This window comes from Methylobacterium hispanicum (assembly GCF_022179285.1).
GTDB lineage: Bacteria > Pseudomonadota > Alphaproteobacteria > Rhizobiales > Beijerinckiaceae > Methylobacterium > Methylobacterium hispanicum.
The window spans coordinates 19,410-37,163 of the sequence record NZ_BPQO01000036.1 but is presented as its reverse complement, the minus strand read 5'-3'; the positions used below and the strand labels follow the sequence as shown (position 1 = coordinate 37,163).

13 protein-coding genes are annotated in these 17,754 nt (G+C 72.1%); 4 read left to right on the top strand and 9 right to left on the bottom strand.

Annotated elements, in window-relative coordinates; translation table 11 throughout:
- Positions 1-6: 6 nt before the first annotated feature.
- The 4 genes from MFF56_RS27990 to MFF56_RS27975 all read right to left on the bottom strand — a co-directional run bounded on the left by MFF56_RS27990 (position 7) and on the right by MFF56_RS27975 (position 5,131).
- On the bottom strand, positions 7-693 hold the full coding sequence (locus tag MFF56_RS27990; protein ID WP_238231858.1) for a metallophosphoesterase family protein: 687 nt from the start codon (positions 691-693) through the stop codon (positions 7-9).
- 73 nt (positions 694-766) lie between these two features.
- On the bottom strand, positions 767-1,798 hold the full coding sequence (locus MFF56_RS27985) for an aldo/keto reductase (RefSeq protein WP_238231857.1): 1,032 nt from the start codon (positions 1,796-1,798) through the stop codon (positions 767-769).
- Positions 1,799-1,965: 167 nt separating this feature from the next.
- On the bottom strand, positions 1,966-3,318 hold the full coding sequence (locus tag MFF56_RS27980; protein WP_066922252.1) for a sigma-54-dependent transcriptional regulator: 1,353 nt from the start codon (positions 3,316-3,318) through the stop codon (positions 1,966-1,968).
- Entirely contained in the window at positions 3,305-5,131 is a 1,827-nt protein-coding gene (locus MFF56_RS27975; protein WP_238231859.1) for a sensor histidine kinase, read from the bottom strand. Before MFF56_RS27975 ends, MFF56_RS27980 begins: the two co-directional genes overlap by 14 nt.
- Before the next feature lie 380 nt (positions 5,132-5,511).
- Here MFF56_RS27975 and MFF56_RS27970 point away from each other — a divergent pair, with 380 nt between their 5' ends.
- Entirely contained in the window at positions 5,512-6,855 is a 1,344-nt protein-coding gene (locus MFF56_RS27970) for a dicarboxylate/amino acid:cation symporter (protein WP_066924413.1), read from the top strand.
- 154 nt (positions 6,856-7,009) lie between these two features.
- Positions 7,010-7,759 carry a ComF family protein gene (locus MFF56_RS27965; protein ID WP_066924416.1) on the top strand — a complete coding sequence of 250 codons (750 nt, stop codon included), beginning with the start codon at positions 7,010-7,012 and terminating at the stop codon, positions 7,757-7,759.
- Between the two features lie 4 nt (positions 7,760-7,763).
- Here the strand turns inward: MFF56_RS27965 and MFF56_RS27960 are convergent, their stop codons facing one another.
- On the bottom strand, positions 7,764-8,360 hold the full coding sequence (locus MFF56_RS27960) for a GNAT family N-acetyltransferase (protein ID WP_066924414.1): 597 nt from the start codon (positions 8,358-8,360) through the stop codon (positions 7,764-7,766).
- A gap of 263 nt (positions 8,361-8,623) precedes the next feature.
- Between MFF56_RS27960 and zapE the strand changes: the two genes are divergently transcribed.
- Together zapE and MFF56_RS27950 are read left to right on the top strand one after the other, a co-directional pair.
- A complete protein-coding gene (gene zapE / locus MFF56_RS27955; RefSeq protein ID WP_066924415.1) occupies positions 8,624-9,841 on the top strand; it encodes a cell division protein ZapE in 1,218 nt (405 codons plus the stop codon).
- Positions 9,842-9,925: 84 nt separating this feature from the next.
- On the top strand, positions 9,926-12,859 hold the full coding sequence (locus MFF56_RS27950) for a response regulator (RefSeq protein WP_238231856.1): 2,934 nt from the start codon (positions 9,926-9,928) through the stop codon (positions 12,857-12,859).
- A gap of 55 nt (positions 12,860-12,914) precedes the next feature.
- Here MFF56_RS27950 and MFF56_RS27945 read toward each other — a convergent pair whose 3' ends face one another.
- The 4 genes from MFF56_RS27945 to MFF56_RS27930 form a co-directional block, all read right to left on the bottom strand.
- Positions 12,915-13,688, bottom strand: coding sequence for a ferredoxin--NADP reductase (locus tag MFF56_RS27945; RefSeq protein ID WP_066925042.1), 774 nt, complete (start codon positions 13,686-13,688; stop codon positions 12,915-12,917).
- A gap of 150 nt (positions 13,689-13,838) precedes the next feature.
- On the bottom strand, positions 13,839-14,765 hold the full coding sequence (locus MFF56_RS27940) for a ring-cleaving dioxygenase (protein ID WP_066925044.1): 927 nt from the start codon (positions 14,763-14,765) through the stop codon (positions 13,839-13,841).
- Positions 14,766-14,941: 176 nt separating this feature from the next.
- On the bottom strand, positions 14,942-16,225 hold the full coding sequence (locus MFF56_RS27935; protein WP_066925046.1) for a M16 family metallopeptidase: 1,284 nt from the start codon (positions 16,223-16,225) through the stop codon (positions 14,942-14,944).
- 71 nt (positions 16,226-16,296) lie between these two features.
- Positions 16,297-17,694: a M16 family metallopeptidase gene (locus MFF56_RS27930; protein WP_066925049.1), complete on the bottom strand. Its 1,398-nt coding sequence runs from the start codon at positions 17,692-17,694 to the stop codon at positions 16,297-16,299.
- Between the last annotated feature and the right edge of the window lie 60 nt (positions 17,695-17,754).

The following is a 17,754-nucleotide window of genomic DNA, read 5'->3' as shown; positions in this document are numbered from 1 at the left end:
AAGCCTTCAGGGCCGAGCACCGGTCCGAACCTGCAGGAACGTCAGGGCCGGCCCCTGCTCCGCGCCGAACACGCCCGCGGTGAGCGCTGCGCCGTAGACGGCGCCGGTGTCGAGGTTGGTCCGGTTCGTCCGGACCTCGGGCCGCCCGTCCTGGCACGGCGTGTGGCCGTGCACGACGTGGCGGCCGAAATCGTGGTCGTCACCGAGGAACGGCTCGCGGATCCAGAGCCTGTTGTGGGGATCCGGGTCGGGTGCCGGGGCGGAGGGGTGGAAGCCGGCGTGGACGTACCAGCGCCGCGCGTCCCCGTGGACGGTCGGCAGGGCCTCGATCCAGTCGAGCACGTCCCGCGGCAGGGCCGCCGCCTCCTTGACGCCGAAGGCCCCGAGGGTCGCGAGGCCGCCGTTCAGGAGCCAGTGCTCCTCGGCGCCGGGCTCGCGCAGGCTCCTCAGCAGCATGGCCTCGTGGTTGCCCATCAGGCAGACGACCGCCTCGGGCTCGCGCCACTGGACCCGGCGCAGGGTCTCGATCACCCGGGCGCTGTCGGGGCCGCGGTCGATGTAGTCGCCCAGGAAGACGAGCGTGCGGGCGCGGCCCGCGGCGTGCGCCTCGACGCGCTCCAGCAGCGCGTCGAGGAGGTCGGCGCAGCCGTGGATGTCGCCGACGGCGTAGGTGAGCGGCGTCTCGGCGGTCATGCGTCCGTTGTCGGGGGAATGCGCGCGGCGCGCAAGGGTCCGGGGGCGGCGCGCGCCCCCGGGATGGCCGCCCTCACCACGTCGTCGGCTTCGGGTTGCGCTCGTCGAAACCCTTCTGGTGCCAGTAGGGATAGATCGGCGTCTCCTGGCTCGCCGCATCGAGGCGCGCGATCTGCTCGGGCGCGAGCGACCAGCCGATCGCGCCGAGGTTCTGCTTCAGCTGCTCCTCGGTGCGGGCCCCGACCACGATGTTGCAGACCGTCGGGCGGGTGAGCAGCCAGTTCAGCGCGACCTGCGCGACGCTCTTGCCCGTCTCCGCGGCGACCGCGTCGAGGGCATCGACCACGCCGAAGAGGTAATCGTCCGAGACCGGCGGACCGCCCTCGGCGCCGCCCGCGGCGATGCGCCCGCTCCTGTTCTCCTGGCCCCGCCGGATCTTGCCGGTGAGCCGGCCCCAGCCGAGCGGACTCCACACCATCAGGCCCACGCCCTGGTCGATCCCCAGCGGCATCAGTTCCCACTCGTAGTGCCGGCCGATCAGCGCGTAGTAGCCCTGGTAGGCGACGTAGCGGTTGAGCCCGTAGCGCTCGGAGGTGGCGAGCGCCTTCATGAGCTGCCAGCCCGAGAAGTTCGAGGCGCCGATATAGCCGATCTTGCCGGAGCGGGTGAGGTCGTCCAGCGCCCGCAGGGTCTCCTCGACGGGGGTGAGCGCGTCGAATCCGTGCATGAAGTAGACGTCGATGTGGTCGGTGCCGAGCCGCCGCAGGCTGGCCTCGCAGGCGCGCACGATGTGGTGGCGCGAGGAGCCGACTTGGTTGAGGTCGTCGTTGAAGCGGAACGTGGTCTTGGTCGAGATCAGCACCCGCTCGCGCCGGCCCTTGAGGGCCTGGCCCAGCACCTCCTCGGAGGCGCCCTGCGAGTAGATGTCGGCGGTGTCGAAGAAGGTGACGCCGGAATCGATGCAGAGGTCCACCATGCGGGTGGCCTCCGCGACGTCGGTCTGTCCCCAGCGCTGGAAGAACTCGTTCGTGCCGCCGAAGGTGGCGGTGCCGAAGCTGAGCACCGGCACGGTGAGGCCGGAGCGGCCGAGCTGCCTGTATTCCATGGGACCCTCGCGTTCGATCGGATCGCGCCCAGCGGCGCGCCTGCCGATCTAACGCGACAGCGCGGTTCGGCTTCCCCGGCGCCTCCGCGATCCCGGCGCGCCCGGAGATTGGTCCGGTGCCGGGCAGGCCCGGTGCCGGGCAGGCCCGGTGCCGGGCGGGCCGGGCCTCAGCGGTAATCCGTCGGGTTCAGCCCGTGCCGGGCGATCTTGTCGTAGAGGGTCTTGCGCGGGGTGCCGAGCGCCTCGGCGGCGAGCTTCACGTCGCCGCCCGCCGCCATCAACTCGTCCCGGATCACGCCGCGCTCGAAGCGGTCCACCTGCTCCGCGAGGGTCGGGCCGGGCCCCGGGACGGCCTCGGCCGCGCTCGCCGCCCCGGGGCCGAAGCCCAGGGCGCAGCGCTCCGCGAAATGGCCGAGTTCGCGCACGTTTCCGGGCCAGTCGTGGCGCTGCAGGTGGTCGCGGATCGCGGGCGTCGGCGGCGGCGCCGCCCGTCCGAAGCGTTCGGCGGCCCGGCCCAGGAAATGCTGGAACAGCAGCGCCACGTCCTCGCGCCGCTCGCGCAAGGGCGGGATCGTGATCGTGATCACGTTGAGCCGGTGATAGAGGTCGTCGCGAAAGGTGCCCTGCGCGGCGGCCTGGCCGAGATCGACCTTGGTGGCGGCCACCACGCGCATGTCGATCGGGCGGCTCTCGTTGGTGCCCAGCGGCTCGACGGTGCGCTCCTGCAGCACCCGCAGGAGCTTCACCTGCAGGCCCATCGGCATGCTCTCGATCTCGTCGAGGAAGAGCGTGCCCCCCTGTGCGTGCTCGATGCGCCCGACCCGGCGCTTGAGCGCGCCCGTGAAGGCGCCGGCCTCGTGGCCGAACAGCTCGCTCTCCACCACGGTCTCGGGCAGCGCGCCGCAATTCATCGCCACGAAGTTCTTCGCGGAACGCCGGCTCCAGCGGTGCAGCGCGCTCGCCACCACCTCCTTGCCGGATCCCGTCTCGCCGAGCACCAGCACATCGACGTCGGCCTGCGCCACGTCGCGCACGAGGCGGCGCAGCCGCACCATCCCGGGCGAGACGCCGAGGAAGGCCGGATCCTCGTCCGCCGCCGCCTCCAGCCGCGCGCGCAGGCGCCGGTTCTCCAGCACGAGGCGCCGCCGCTCGAGGGCGCGGCGGACCGAGCCGATCAGCGCCTCCGCCGGGTAGGGCTTGGCCAGGAAGTCGTAGGCGCCCGAGCGCAGCGCCCGCACCGCCATCGAGATGTCGCCGTGCCCGGTGATCAGGATCACGGGCAGGTCCGGGTCGGCGGCGTGCAGGCGTTCGAACAGGGCACGCCCGTCGAGGCCCGGCAGGCGCACGTCCGTGACGACGACGCCCGGCGGCTCGGCCAGGATCGCTTCGAGCGCCGGCTCGGCCGCCCCGAAGGCCTCCACCGCGAAGCCGTCGAGCTCCAGGCTCTGGCGGTTGGCGCGGCGCACGTCCTCCTCGTCGTCGATGAAGACGATCCGCTCCGATCGATCACCCTCGCTCACGCCGTCTCCCCCGAAGCTCCCGCGTCTGCGTCCCGGCCCGGACCAGCACGATGCGGAACACGGTGCCCCCGCCCTCCGCCGCCTCCACGCCGAGCGTTCCGCCGCACTCCTCCACGATCCCGCGCGCGATGGCGAGCCCGAGGCCGAGCCCGTCGGGTTTCGTCGTGAAGAAGGCGTCGAAGATCTGTGCGCGAACGGATTCCGGGATGCCGGGGCCGTTGTCGCGGACCGCGAGGGCTACTTGCCCGTCCGCGCCCGTCACCTGCAACTCCACACGGCGCCCGGGGCGCTTGGCGACCGCATCGAGCGCGTTCTGCAGGAGGTTCACCAGGACCTGCTCCAGCCGCGCCCCCTCCCCGATCGCCGTGAGGCCGGCCTCGGCCCGCACGTCCAGCTCGGTGCCCTCCTCCCGGGCGCGGTGGGTCACGACCTCCAGGCTGCCGCGCAGGATCTCGTCGACCGCGACCGGCTCGCGCCGGCCGGAGGCCCGCCGGGCGAAGCCCTTGAGCTGGCGGGTCAGACCGCCGATCCGCTCGACGAGCCGGCCGATCGCCGCGACGTTCTCGGCCGCGTCGTCCACCCGCCCGCGCCGGACCAGGATGCCGGTGTTGTCGGCGTAGGAGCGGATCGCGGCCAGCGGCTGGTTGATCTCGTGCGCCATGCTGGCGGCGAACTGGCCGAGCGCGGCGAGCCGTCCCGCCTGGGCGAGTTCCCGGCCGAGGCGCTCGCGCTCGGCCTCGGAGCGGGCGCGCTCGAGGATCTCCTCGCGCAGGCGGTCGTTGGCCGCGCTCAGTTCCCGGGTGCGCTCGCTTACCCGTGCCTCCAGCTCGATCCGGCGCGCGCCCTCTTCCGCGAGCCGGGCCTGCGTGCGGGCCCGGCGGCCGATCAGGGTGCCGAGGCCGAGGCAGACGAGACCGGTCGCCAGCAGCGCGATCACCCGACCCTGGGTGCGCTCGCGCTCGACCGCCGCCGCGATCGGCGTGAGCGTGCGGATGCGCCAGTCGGTGTCGCGCACGGGCGCGTCGAGCATCAGCATGAGCTGGGCCGGCGCCGCACCGCGGCCGAGGCGGACGAGGTCGTCCCCCGCCGGGTGCAGCGGCAGCGGGTCCAGCGGCGCGTCGCCGAATTCCAGCGCCTCGCGGCTGCGGTCGCGCGCCGCGGCATCCAGCGCTGCGAGCGTGCGGAAGCGCCACGCCGGATCGCTCGCCACCAGGACGATGCCGCGGGCATCCGTGACGAGCACGCGCTCGCGCACCTCGCGCCACGCCGCCTCGACCCCGTCGAACTCCACCTTCACCACCACGACGCCGACACCCTCGCCGACCCGGCGCGCGAGGTAGAGGCCGGGCCGTCCGCTCACGGTGCCGAGGGCGAACTGGGATCCGGAGCCCTCCGCCACGGCCGCGCGGAAGTAGGGCCGGAAGGCGTAGTTGTTGCCCACGAAGCTGCGTCCGCTCGCGGCGTTGCTCGCCGCGACCGTCAGCCCGTCCGGCCGGATCACGTAGATCACCGCGGCGCCCGTCGCCCCCGCGACCTCCGCGAGCCGTGCGCTCACCCGGTCGGCGAGGCCCGCGCCCGCGTCCGGCCGCAGCACGGCGGCGATCTCCGGGTCGGCCGCGAGCGCCAGCGGAAGGGCGCTCTGGCGCTGCATCTCGGTGTGCAGGGCGCCGGCCTGTATCGTCAGCGTGGCGCGCGCGGTCCGGCGCAGGTCGGCGAGCGCCCAGCGCTCGGCCACGCGTCCCCCGGCCCAGGTCGCGGCCAGCATCGCCAGCACGCAGAGCCCGAGCAGGAGCCACTGGAGGGCGCCGCGCAGCCCGTCATCCGCGCCCCTGTCCGCATCCCTGCTCGCGCCCGCATCCACGCGCCTGTCCGGCGCGCTCACGGCTCGTCGCCCGGTGCGGGAAACCGGAACGCGGCGGGTGCGCGATTGCGGAACCTCGGAACGGCCGACGGCGGGCGAACACGTGCCATGCAGAAAAATGCTTCCCCGACAGGGCTTTAACAAAATCTTCACGCGGTTCCGGAGCTGGCACGCCCGTTGCCATTCACCTGGCGTAACGCAGTCCTGCCACCCGCGCATGACTGCAAGCCCCCGGGCCAAAAGCAAGAGCGCGGTCTCCCGGATGCCCACGGCTCCGAGGACCGGGAAACGACAGACCCAACCTTCGAACCGGATCCTGAGGAGATGCCCTGATGGCCGCCGTACCCTCCCCACTCACCGCGCCGCACGCCCCGGCCAAGCCCAAGCCGATCTACCGCACGCTGTACTTCCAAGTGCTGGTCGCCGTGGCCATCGGCATCACGCTCGGCCACTTCTACCCGCAGATCGGCGCCGACATGAAGCCGCTCGGCGACGCCTTCATCAAGCTCGTCAAGATGATCATCGCGCCGGTGATCTTCCTCACCGTCGTCTCCGGCATCGCCGGCATGACCAACCTGGAGAAGGTCGGCCGCGTCGGCGGCAAGGCGCTCATCTACTTCATCACCTTCTCGACGCTGGCGCTCATCGTCGGCCTGGTCGTGGCGAACCTCGTCCAGCCGGGCGCGGGGATGCACATCGATCCGAAGTCGCTCGATCCGAAGCAGATCGCGATGTACGCCGAGAAGGCGAAGACGCAGTCGATCACCGACTTCCTGATGAACATCATCCCCTCGACCGCGGTGGGTGCGTTCTCGGGCGGCGAGATCCTGCAGGTCCTGTTCTTCTCGGTGCTGTTCGGCTTCGGCCTCGCCTTCCTGGGTGATCGCGGCAAGCCGGTGCTCGACTTCATCAAGATCCTGTCCGAGGCCATCTTCGGCGTCGTCCACATCATCATGAAGGTCGCTCCCATCGGGGCCTTCGGCGCCATGGCCTTCACCATCGGCAAGTACGGCATCTCCTCGCTCGCCAACCTCGCCTACCTCGTCGGCGCCTTCTACCTGACCTCGGCGATCTTCGTGCTCGGCGTGCTCGGTGCGGTCGCCCGCTACAACGGCTTCTCGATCATCAAGCTGATCCGCTACATCAAGGAGGAGCTGCTCCTGGTGCTGGGCACCTCGTCGTCCGAGTCGGCGCTTCCCTCGCTGCTCGAGAAGATGGAGCGCGCGGGCTGCTCGAAGCCGGTGGTCGGCCTCGTCGTCCCGACGGGCTACTCGTTCAACCTCGACGGCACCAACATCTACATGACGATGGCGGCGCTCTTCATCGCCCAGGCGACGGACACGCCCCTGTCCTACGGCGAGCAGGGCCTCCTCCTTCTCGTGGCGATGCTCTCCTCGAAGGGCGCGGCCGGCGTCACCGGCTCGGGCTTCATCACCCTGGCGGCGACGCTGGCGGTGGTCCCCTCGGTGCCGGTGGTGGGCATGGCCCTGATCCTCGGCGTGGACCGCTTCATGTCGGAGTGCCGCGCGCTCACCAACTTCATCGGCAACGCGGTGGCCTGCATCGTGGTCGCCCGCTGGGAGGGCGAGGTCGACGAGGCCCAGCTCGCCGCCACCCTCGGCCGCAACGCCACCGGCAAGTCGGCCCCCGCCCCGGCCCTGCAACCGGCCGAGTGAGGCCTGCGCGCCGCCTCGCCGCGGCGCGCAACCGGACGGACGGAGCCCCGCGCCGAGAGGCGCGGGGCTTTCCTTTTGGGGCGGGTACCCTGGACGAAGCGGGGCCGTCCCGCCGATGATCGATCCGACGACTCAAGCCACCCGGGATGCGCCGATGCAGCCCCGCACCGCCCTGCGCGGCCTCGCCCGCGCTGCGCTCGCGCTGGTCTACCCGCCGAGCTGCGCCGGCTGCGGCGGCGCGACCATGGATCCGGGCGCCCTCTGCCCGGACTGCTGGTCGGCGCTGCGGCTGATCGAGGCGCCGCTCTGCCCGCGCTACGGCACGCCGCTCGCCCTCGATCCCGGGATCGGGGCGCTCTACTCGCCCCGCGCCATCGCGGATCCGCCGGTGTTCGAGCGCGCCCGTGCGGTCGCGCTCTACGACGACACCGCGCGCCGGATGGTGCACCGCTTGAAGTACGAGGACCGGCTCGACCTCGCGCTCGCGATGGGCCGCATGATGGCGGCGAGCGGACGCGAGCTCCTGGCCGAGGCCGATTGCGTGGTGCCGGTTCCGCTGCACCGCTGGCGCCTGTGGCGGCGGCGCTTCAACCAGGCGGCGCTACTGGCCCGGCCGCTCGCGCGGGGCGCCGGGCTGCCCTACGAGCCGCGGGTGCTCGCCCGGGTCCGGGCGACGCGCCCGCAGGTGGGCCTGAGCCGGGCGGGTCGCGCCGAGAACCTGCAGGGCGCCTTCCGGGTGCCGCCGGAGCGCCGGGGGGGGCTCCAGGGCCGCCGGGTGCTGCTCGTGGACGACGTCACCACCACGGGCGCCACGGCGAACGCGGCCGCCCGGGCGCTGATGCGCGGCGGGGCCGCCGCGGTCGATCTCCTCACCTTCGCGCTGGTGGCCGAGCCGCTGGGCTGAGCCGTCAGGCCGCGTTCTCCTCGGGGATGGCCGGCTGGATCACCGAGAGCGTGAAGTCGTAGGCCTCGGCGATGCCCTCGTACCAGAGCGAGAAGGGCGTCGCCTGGACGAGGCGGAGGTCGCCCCGCGTCTCGCGGGCACCCCGGTGCAGGTCGGCGCCGAGCTTGGCCGCGAGACGCAGCATCGGCTTGTTCCGGTCGAGGCAGCGCACGTGCAGGGTGCCGACGCCACGGTTGCGCGCCGCGCGGGCGATGCGGCCGAAGAGAGCCGTGCCGATGCCGCGGCGGCGGAATTCCCGCTCCACCGCGAAGGCGGCCTCGGCTTCGGCACCGAGCATGAATCCGCTGCGCGGCCCGCCGGACGGGCGCAGCTCGCCGAGGCCGCGCAGCACGCCGTCCACGAAGGCGCCGACCACCAGCCCCTCGGCGGTGACGGCACGCTCGGCGTACGCGCGCACGCCGGCCTCGCCGACGGCGCCCATGAAGCGGTTGGCCCGGGTCTCGGGATCCAGCCGCAGGAAGTAGTCGAGGACGGCCGGGCGGTCGCCCGGCCAGAGGCGCCGGATCGTGTGTCCGGGCGCCGCGTGTTCTGGCAGTGCCATACAGGATCTCCGGTCGGCGGCGCGATGCGCGCGGGATCGGACGTCCCTCCCAAGGCCCGGCTGATGTGGCACCGAACCGGGAGTTGTGCAATGCAGCAAATTGCGCAGCCGTACGGCCGAGCCATGCGTCCTGTCCCATGGGCCGGCGACAGGCGCCCCCTATCGTGAAGGCGCACGGGTTGATCGCACCCCCTCCCGGAGGGCAGATCGGCGCCTGCGGGGACGCCCGCCCGCTGCGCGAGACCAGGCCCGGAGGCCGCACCGTGACATCGAGTTCGAGCCCGCAGCACCCCTCCCTCAGCGGGGCCGCCGCCCCCTCGGGGCCCGTGCAGCAGCGCTACGACGCCCTCGTCCGCTCGGGCGCGATCGAGCGCGACGCGGCCCAATTGCAGGTCGTGCGCGCCCTCGACGGGCTCCTGCAGGCGCTCGCGCGCCGGCAGCGTGCCCGCAAGGGCAGCGCGCTCGGCTGGCTGTTCGGCCGCAAGGAGACGGCCGCCCCCCCGCGGGGCCTCTACATCTGGGGCTCGGTCGGGCGCGGCAAGACCATGCTGATGGACCTGTTCCACGAGGCGGCACCCGGCCCCAAGCGGCGGGTGCATTTCCACGGCTTCCTGGCGGACGCGCACGAGCGCATCCACAACTACCGGCAGGCGCTCAAGCGCGGCGAGGTGAAGGGCGACGACCCGATCGGCCCGGTCGCCGACGCGCTCGCGGGCGAGGCCAGCCTGCTCTGCTTCGACGAATTCACGGTCACGGACATCGCCGACGCGATGATCCTGGGTCGGCTGTTCAAGGCCCTGTTCGCCCGGGGCGTCACGGTGGTGGCGACCTCGAACGTCGAGCCCGATCGGCTCTACGAGGGCGGTCTCAACCGAGCGCTCTTTTTGCCCTTCATCGCCGAGCTGACCGAGCGCGTCTCGGTGATGCGCCTGGATTCACGCACCGATTTCCGCCTGGAGAAGCTCGGCGGCGCGCCCGTCTACCACGTGCCGGCCGACGATGCGGCCCGGGCGGCGCTGGACGCCGCCTTCCGCAGCCTCACCGGCAAGGCCAGGGGACGGCCGGGGAGCGTCCGGGTGCAGGGACGCGACGTCGCGGTGCCCGAGGAGGCCGCGGGGGTCGCCCGCTTCGGCTTCCGCGACCTCTGCGCCCGGCCGCTCGGCGCCTCGGACTACATGGCGCTCGCGCGCAGCTTCCACACGCTGATCGTCTCGGACATACCCGTGATGGGCGAGGCCCAGCGCAACGAGGCCAAGCGCTTCATCACGCTCATCGACACGCTCTACGACGCGCAGGTGAAGCTCGTCGCCTCGGCCGATGCCGAGGCCCAGGCGCTCTACACGGCGCGCGAGGGCCGCGAGGCCTTCGAGTTCGACCGCACCGTCTCGCGCCTGATCGAGATGCGCTCCTCGGAATACCTCGCGCTGCCCCACGGCAGGGCCGAGCCGAGCGGGTCGAGCGCCGGGCTGGTCGAGACCTGAGCCGGCGCCCGGACCGAACGCGGGGTCGCTTCCGCGTGCGCGCGATCTATGTCCTCCCGGCCCATCCCGCACGCGACACGTCCCATGCCCACTGCATTCCTCCGGCTGCGCCGTTCCCGCTGGCGCGGCAGCGCCCCCTTCGCTGCCCTGCTCGGCTCGCCGGTCGCCTTCGCGCTGCTGCTCGTCGCGCTGGTGGCGGGCGGATGGAACTACCTCGCCGGGGAGGCGAATCGGGCGGAGGCCGCGGGCGGCACCGGCACGATCGCCGGCCTCGAACGCCTGCTCTCCGCCGTGAAGGATCTGGAAGCGAGCCAGCGCGGCTACGTGCTCGTCGGCAGCGATGAGCATATGGGCCCCTACAACCGGGCGCTCGCGGAGATCGAGACGGGCCTCGCCCGGCTCGGGCGAACGGCGCAGGAGCCGCTGCGGGCCGGCGCGCCCGCGCTCGCCGAGCTGATCGCGCGCAAGCGCGACTTTGCCGCCCGCGTGATCGCGGTCCGTCGTGAGCAGGGCTTCGAGCCCGCCACCGCCCTGGTGCGCACCGGCGACGGCATCGCCCTGATGGAGGCGATCCGCGCCGAGGTGACGGGAATCGAGGCGGCGACCGAGCGTCGTCTGGCCGACCTCAGGGACACGGAATCGCGCCGCTCGCTGCTGCTCTCGCTGGTCTCGGGCGTCTGCGCGCTCGCGGCGATCGCGTTGCTCGCGCGCCTCGCGCTGGTACGCCGACGGGAATCGCTGCGCATGTCCGCGCTGCTCGACGGGGTGCTGGCCAACGCGCCCGTCGGGCTCGGCTTCCTCGACCGCGACCTGAAGATCCGACACATGAACCGGGCGCTGGCGCAGATGAGCGAGCGCGGCTTCGGCGCCGACCTCGGCGCGCCGATCTGGGCGATGCTGCCGACCCTGCGCGAGGCGCTCGCCCCGAAGCTCGCGGCCGCGCTGGAGGAAGGCCTCGTCACGCCCGACGTGCCGGTCGCCGTGCCGACGCCGAGCGCGCCGGGCGGCGTGCGCCGCTTCTCGATGAGCTTCTATCCGCTCCGCGGCAGCGGCGGCGAGGGCTCGCACGTCGAGGGCGTCGGCCTCGTCGTGGTGGACGAGACGGTCCGCCACCTCGCCGAGGCACGCCTTCGGCGCAGCGAGGAGCGCTTCCGCTCGCTCATCGAGGCGAGCGCCGCCATCGTCTGGACGGCCGCGCCCTCGGGCGGTCTCCATCCGCGCCAGGCCGGCTGGACCCGGTTCACCGGGCAGGACGACGCGGCCTATGCGGGCCTCGGCTTCCTCGACGTGGTCCATCCGGAGGACCGCGAGCACACGCGCGCGGCCTGGACGCGGGCCGTCACGACGCAGACGCCCTACGAGGTGGAGCACCGGATCCGCCGCCGCGACGGCACCTACAGGGCGATGAGCGTGCGGGCGATGCCGCTCCTGGAACTCGACGGCACGATCCGCGAATGGGTCGGCACCCATACGGACGTCACCGAGGCCAAGGCCGCCGAGGCCGCGATCCTCGCCGCCCGCGAGGCCGCCGAGGAGGCCAATCGCGCCAAGAGCCAGTTCCTGGCCAACATGAGCCACGAGCTGAGGACGCCGCTCTCGGCGGTGATCGGCTATTCGGAGATGCTGCAGGAGGAGTTGGAGGATCTCGGCGAGCCCGATCTCATCGCCGACATGCGCAAGATCGAGGCCAACGCGCGCCACCTGCTCGGCCTGATCAACGACGTGCTCGACATCTCGAAGATCGAGGCCGACCGGGTCGAGATCTACGCCGAGACCTTCGACGTCGCGCAGGTGGTGCAGGAGGTGGCGTCCACCGTTGAGGGCTTGGTCGAGAAGCGGGGCAACACCCTCGCGCTCGAGCTCGGGTCCGACCTCGGCAGCGCCCACACCGACGTGACGAAGCTCCGGCAGTGCCTGATCAACCTGCTCAGCAACGCCGCCAAGTTCACCGAGAACGGCCGTATCAGCCTGCGGGCGACGCGCGCGGGACCCGACCTGCGCTTCGCCATCGCGGACGACGGCATCGGGATGAGCGCCGAGCAGGTCGGCCGCCTGTTCCAGCGGTTCACGCAGGCCGACGCCTCGACGACGCGGCGCTTCGGCGGGACCGGGCTCGGCCTCTCGATCACCAAGGCCTTCGCGGAGATGCTGGGCGGTGCGATCACGGTGGCGAGCGAGGAGGGCCGGGGTACCACCTTCACCCTGAGCATCCCTGCGACCTTCCACGCCCAGGACGAGGTGAGTGCGGAGGTGCCCCCCCCCGACGGAGGCGACGGGCGCACGATCCTGGTGATCGACGACGACGCGGCCACGCGCGACCTCCTCGCCCGCTTCCTGGAGCGCGAGGGCTTTCGCGTCGCGACCGCCGAGGATGGGCGGCAGGGTCTCGATCGTGCGCGCGCGTTGCGGCCGCGCGCGATCCTGCTCGACGTGACCATGCCGCGCCTCGACGGCTGGGCGGTGCTGCGGGCCCTGCGGGCCGACCCGGAACTCGGCGCGACGCCGATCGTGATGGTGACGGTCCTCGACGAGCAGAACCTCGCCTTCTCGCTCGGCGCGACGGACTACCTGCAGAAGCCGATCGAGTGGGCGAGCCTGAAGGCCGTGACCGACCGCTTCCGGCCGACGACGACCGAGGGGCCGATCCTCGTCGTGGACGACGACGCGGACGCGCGCGGCAGGGTCGTGGCGGCCCTGGAGCGCGAGGGCCTGCCGGTGCGCGAGGCGGCGCATGGCGGCCTCGCATTGGAGGCGGCCGGGCGCGAGCGGCCGGGCCTCGTCCTGCTCGACCTGATGATGCCGGAGATGGACGGCTTCGCCTTCCTGCGCGCCTTCCGGGCCCGGCCCGATTGGGCTGAGGTGCCGGTCGTGGTGCTGACGGCCAAGGATGTGACGGGCGAGGACCGGCGGCGGCTCGCGGGCCAGGCCGACCGGGTGATCAGCAAGGGCAGCCTCAGCCTCGCCGATCTGGCGCGCGCGGTGCGGGATCTGGTGCCCGAACCAGCGGAGGCGGGCTGAGGACGCCCGCCTCGTGAACCCCGTCCCTCTCGCAGGGCGCGGGGTTCCGACGGGCCTACTTCTCGACGAAGGCCTTCTCGATCACGTAGTGGCCGGCTTCGCCGTGATTGCCCTCCTCCTGCCCGCGGCCGGAGAGCAGTTCGCGGGTGTCGCGGATCATCTCGGGGCTTCCGCAGAGCATGAAGCGGTCGTCCTCGTTGGAGAGCGGCGGGAGCCCGATATCCGCGAACAGCTTGCCCGAGGTGATCAGGTCGGTGATCCGGCCGCGATTGCGGAAGGGCTCGCGCGTCACGGTGGGGTAGTAGATCAGCTGGTCGGCGATCATCTCGCCCAGGAATTCGTGCTTCGGCAACGTCTCGGTGATGGTCTCGCCGTAGGCCAGCTCCTGCACCTGCCGGCAACCGTGGACGAGCACCACCTTCTCGAAGCGGTCGTAGGTCTCCGGGTCCTTGATGATCGACAGGAAGGGCGCGAGCCCGGTGCCGGTGCCGAGCAGGTAGAGATGCTTGCCCGGCAGCAGGTTGTCGAGCACCAGCGTGCCGGTGGGCTTCTTACCGACGATGATCGGGTCGCCGACCTTGAGGTGCTGCAGCTTGCTGGTGAGCGGGCCGTTCGCGACCTTGATCGAGAAGAACTCCAGCTCCTCCTCGTAGTTGGCCGAGACCACCGAGTAGGCGCGCAGCAGCGGCTTGCCCTCGACCTCGATGCCGATCATCGTGAACTCGCCGTTGCGGAAGCGGAAGCCCGGATCGCGCGTGGTGCGGAACGAGAACAGCGTGTCGGTCCAGTGGTGCACCGACACCACCCGCTCCTCGAAGAACTTGCTCATGGACGGATCTGTCCCCGAATCTTTCTCGAAACCCTTTGTGGCGGGCTATCTCGCACCTGCGGCAGCCGCGTCAAGGCATAGCTGGCACGCGGGCGCCCACGGGCCCAGCCACTTGGAATCACTCTTAAAACCGGGCTGGTGCGTGCGCCCTCAAAGCGGCTTCAGTCCCGCCTCGATCTCGGCACGCCGCGGCTCCAGAAAGGGTGGCAGGGCGAGCCGCTCGCCCAAGCGATCGAGCGGCTCGTCGGCCGTGAAGCCCGGGCCGTCGGTGGCGATCTCGAACAGGATGCCGTTCGGCTCGCGGAAGTAGAGGCTGCGGAAGTAGTAACGGTCCACAGGCCCGCTCGTGGGCATCCGGCGCTGCCGCAGCCTGTCGGCCCAGGCTGCGTAGTCCGCGTCGGGGATGCGGAAGGCCACGTGGTGGACGGCGCCCGCGCCCTGCCGGGCCGGCGCCGCGGGATCGTGCAGAAGCTGGATCTCGGCGGCCGGGCCGCCCGCCCCCATCCGGAACACCCGCACCGGCCCCTCGGGCAGCTCGAAGCTGCGGTCGTGCGTCATGCCGAGGATCTCGGTGAGCACCGCCTCGGTGCGCTCCGGCGCCGGAACCGAGAGGCGGATCGGCCCGAGCCCGCGGATCTGGTGCTCGGTCGGCACGGGGCTCTCCGCCCAGGGATGGCCGGGATCGGTCTCGTCCGCCACCAGCGCGAGGCGCTGGCCCTCCGGGTCATCGAAATCGAGGGTGAGGCGGCCGTCCCGCTCGAGGGGGGCCGCATGGTCGACGCCCTGGCGCCCGAGATGCGCGCGCCACCAGTCGATGGATGCGGCGGGCACCCGCAGATGCGTGCGGCTGATGCTGTTGCTGCCGCGGCGCTCCGGGGCTGCCGGCCAGTCGAAGAAGGTGATGTCGGTGCCGGGCGAGGCCAGCCCGTCCGCGTAGAACAGGTGGTAGGCCGAGACGTCGTCCTGGTTCACCGTCTTCTTCACCAGGCGCAGGCCGAGCACCCGCGTGTAGAAGGCGAAATTGTCGGCCGCCCGCGCGGTGATCGCGGTGAGATGATGGATGCCGGTGAGCTGCATGGGATCGGCTCTCGAAGAGTTCGGTCGCGGTACCTATCCCTTGTGAGCCCGTTGGGATCCCGGAGGATGGAAACCCTTGGGCGGGGCCTCGGGGCAGAGCCCCGAGCTCGGCTTCGCCGAACCACGAGGGCTCCGCCCTAGACCCGCCAAAGGTCGTGGACCTTTGGGATCCAGGATCAGAAGCCCGTGGGGCGGCCTGCGGCGACGACCAGCATCTTGCCGTCCGCGAAGGTCCTGGCGGCGGCGCGGCGGATGTCGGCCTGGGTCACGCCCGACACCATGTCGTTGCGGCGCGCGAAGTAGTCCATGCCCAGGCCCTCGAAGGCGATCTGCACGAGCTGGTGCGCGATCTTGGTCGAGGTGTCGAAGCCCAGCGCGTAGGAGCCGGTGAGGTAGTCCTTCGCCTTCTGCAATTCCTCATCGGACGGACCGTTTGCAACGAGCCGGTCGATCTCCTCGGAGATCACCGCCAGTGCCTCGCCGACGCGCTCGTTCTTGGTGGCGGTGTAGCCCCAGATCATCGCGGTGGCGCGGTGGCTGACGAGCGAGGTGCCGACCGAGTAGGCCAGCCCGCGCTTCTCGCGCACCTCTTGGAACAGGCGCGAGGTGAAGGCCCCTCCGCCCAGGATGTGGTTGAGCACGTAGGCCGGAATGAAGTCCGGGTCGCGCCAGGGCACGCCGGCGAGCCCGAAGCGGATCACCGATTGCGGCACGTCGAGATCGACGACCTCGCGCCGGCCGAGGCCCTGCACCACGGTCTTGGGCACAGCGCGGAGCTCTCCAGCCTCCGGCAGCGCGCCGAAGGCCCGGTTCAGACCTTCGGCGAGCTGGGTCGCGGTGATCGCGCCGACCGCCGCGACCTTAACGGCACCGCGCCCGATGATCAGGGCGTGCATCGCCAGCAGGTCGTCGCGGGTGATCGCCGCCACGCTCTCGAGCGTGCCCGAGGACGGCCGGCCGTAGGCGTGGCCGGCGAAGCCCTCGCGGAAGAACCGGCGCGAGGCCAGCACGCCCGGGTCGTTCTGCTGGTAGCGCAGGCCCGCGATCATCTGGGCGCGCACCCGCTCGATCGCGTCGGCGTCGAGGCGCGGCTTGGCGAGCGCGAGCGCCAGCAGGTCGATCGCCTCGTCGGCGTGCTTCGTCAGCATCTTCAGCGAGCCGCCGATCGCGTCGGGGCCGGCATGGAAGGACAGCTCGATCGCGCGCGCGGCCAGCCGCTCCTGGAAGGCGTCCGAGGTGAGGTCGCCCGCGCCCTCGTCGAGCAGGCGGGCCAGCATCTGCGCGCAGCCGGCCTTGCCCTCGGGATCCTGGGCCGCGCCGCCCTCGAAGGTGAAGGCCAACGCGATCATCGGCACGACCGGCGACTCGACGTGCCACGCCTCGACGCCCGCACCGCCAGGAACGGGCAGCGCCTTCGTCGGCGCGTTGACGGTGCGGGTGTCGGTCTCGGCCAAGTTCATTGGGAACCTCGTTGTTCTCGTTCGGCCGCCTGAGAGCCGCGGCCGCCTCGGATGCGCTGCGGTTCGCGCCGCTACTCGGCGGCGATGGCGACCGGCGCGTCGGCGTCCTTCGTCTTCGTCAGGTAGCCGGTGACCGAGCGGGCTGGCGTGAGCCAGCGCTCGGAGGCCGCCGAGAGGCGGTCCTTGGTCACGGCCTCGATGTCGGTGGGCCAGCGGCGCACCTCCTCGACGGTCTCGCCTATGGCGAGCGCCGAGCCGTAGATGCGGGCGAGCGAGGACTGGCTGTCGGAGGAGTAGACCGTCTCGGCCACGAGCCGCGTCTTGGCGCGCTCGATCGCCTCGGCGCCCAGCGCCTCGGCGGGCGCGCGGCGCAGCACGCGGTCAACCGCCTCCTCCAGCTGCTCCAGGCCGACGCCCTCGGCGGGCACCGCGTAGACGGAGAAGCGGGTGTCGTCGATCGCCGAGCCCATGTACCAGGCGCCCGCATTCACCGCGAGGCCCTGCTCCAGCACCAGCTTGCGGTAGAGGTAGGAGGTCGAGCCGCCGCCCAGCACCTCGGCCAGAAGCTCGAGGTCGTGGCAGCCGCCGTCGCGGGCGGTGATGCAGGAGGGCGTGAGGTAGAGGCGCTGCAGCGTCGGCTGCTCGACCTTCGGATCGGCCACCGCGAGGCGGCGCATCGCCCGGGGCTCGGGCTCGCGCGGGCGGCGGCGCTCAGGGCGCGCGCCCTGCGGCGCGACCTGCCCGTAGGTCGCCTCGGCCTGGCGGCGGACTTCCTCGGGCGTGACGTCCCCGGCGACCACCAAGATGGCGTTCTCGGGCGTGTAGAAGCGCTTGTAGTAGGCCAGCGCGTGCTCGCGGTTCAGCCCCTCGATCTCGTGCATCCAGCCGATGATCGGGATGCCGTAGGGGTGGTGCACGAAGAGCGAGGCGGCCATCGCCTCGGAGAGCTGCGCGGACGGATCGGTCTCGACCCGCATGCGGCGCTCCTCGAGCACCACGTCGCGCTCGGGCGCCACCACGGCGTCGTCGAGGACGAGGCCCGACATGCGGTCGGCCTCGAAGGCCATCATCGTACCGAGATGGTCGCGGGCGACGCGCTGGAAATAGGCGGTGTAGTCGTAGCTGGTGAAGGCGTTCTCCTGGCCGCCGAGGCCCGAGACCGCCTTCGAGAAGGCGCCCACGGGGTGCTTCTCGGTGCCCTTGAACATCAGGTGCTCGAGGAAGTGGGCGATGCCGGACTGGCCGATCGGATCGTCGGCCGAGCCGTTGCGGTACCAGATCATGTGGGTGACGACGGGCGCGCGGTGATCCGGCACCACGATCACGTCGAGGCCGTTGTCCAGGCTGAAGCCGGTGACGGCCGGGCCGCCCGCCTCGGAGCGCCCGTGAGGCGCCGCGTCCGCGCGGCCGGCGCTGACCGACGGCGTCTGCGGGAAGAAGGTGGGCGTCCCGTGCCTGAACAGATGCATGCCAGTGTCCCTGTGGCGCTCGGCCTCCCCGCACACCGTGACGCGCGAGTCGGGCCGACC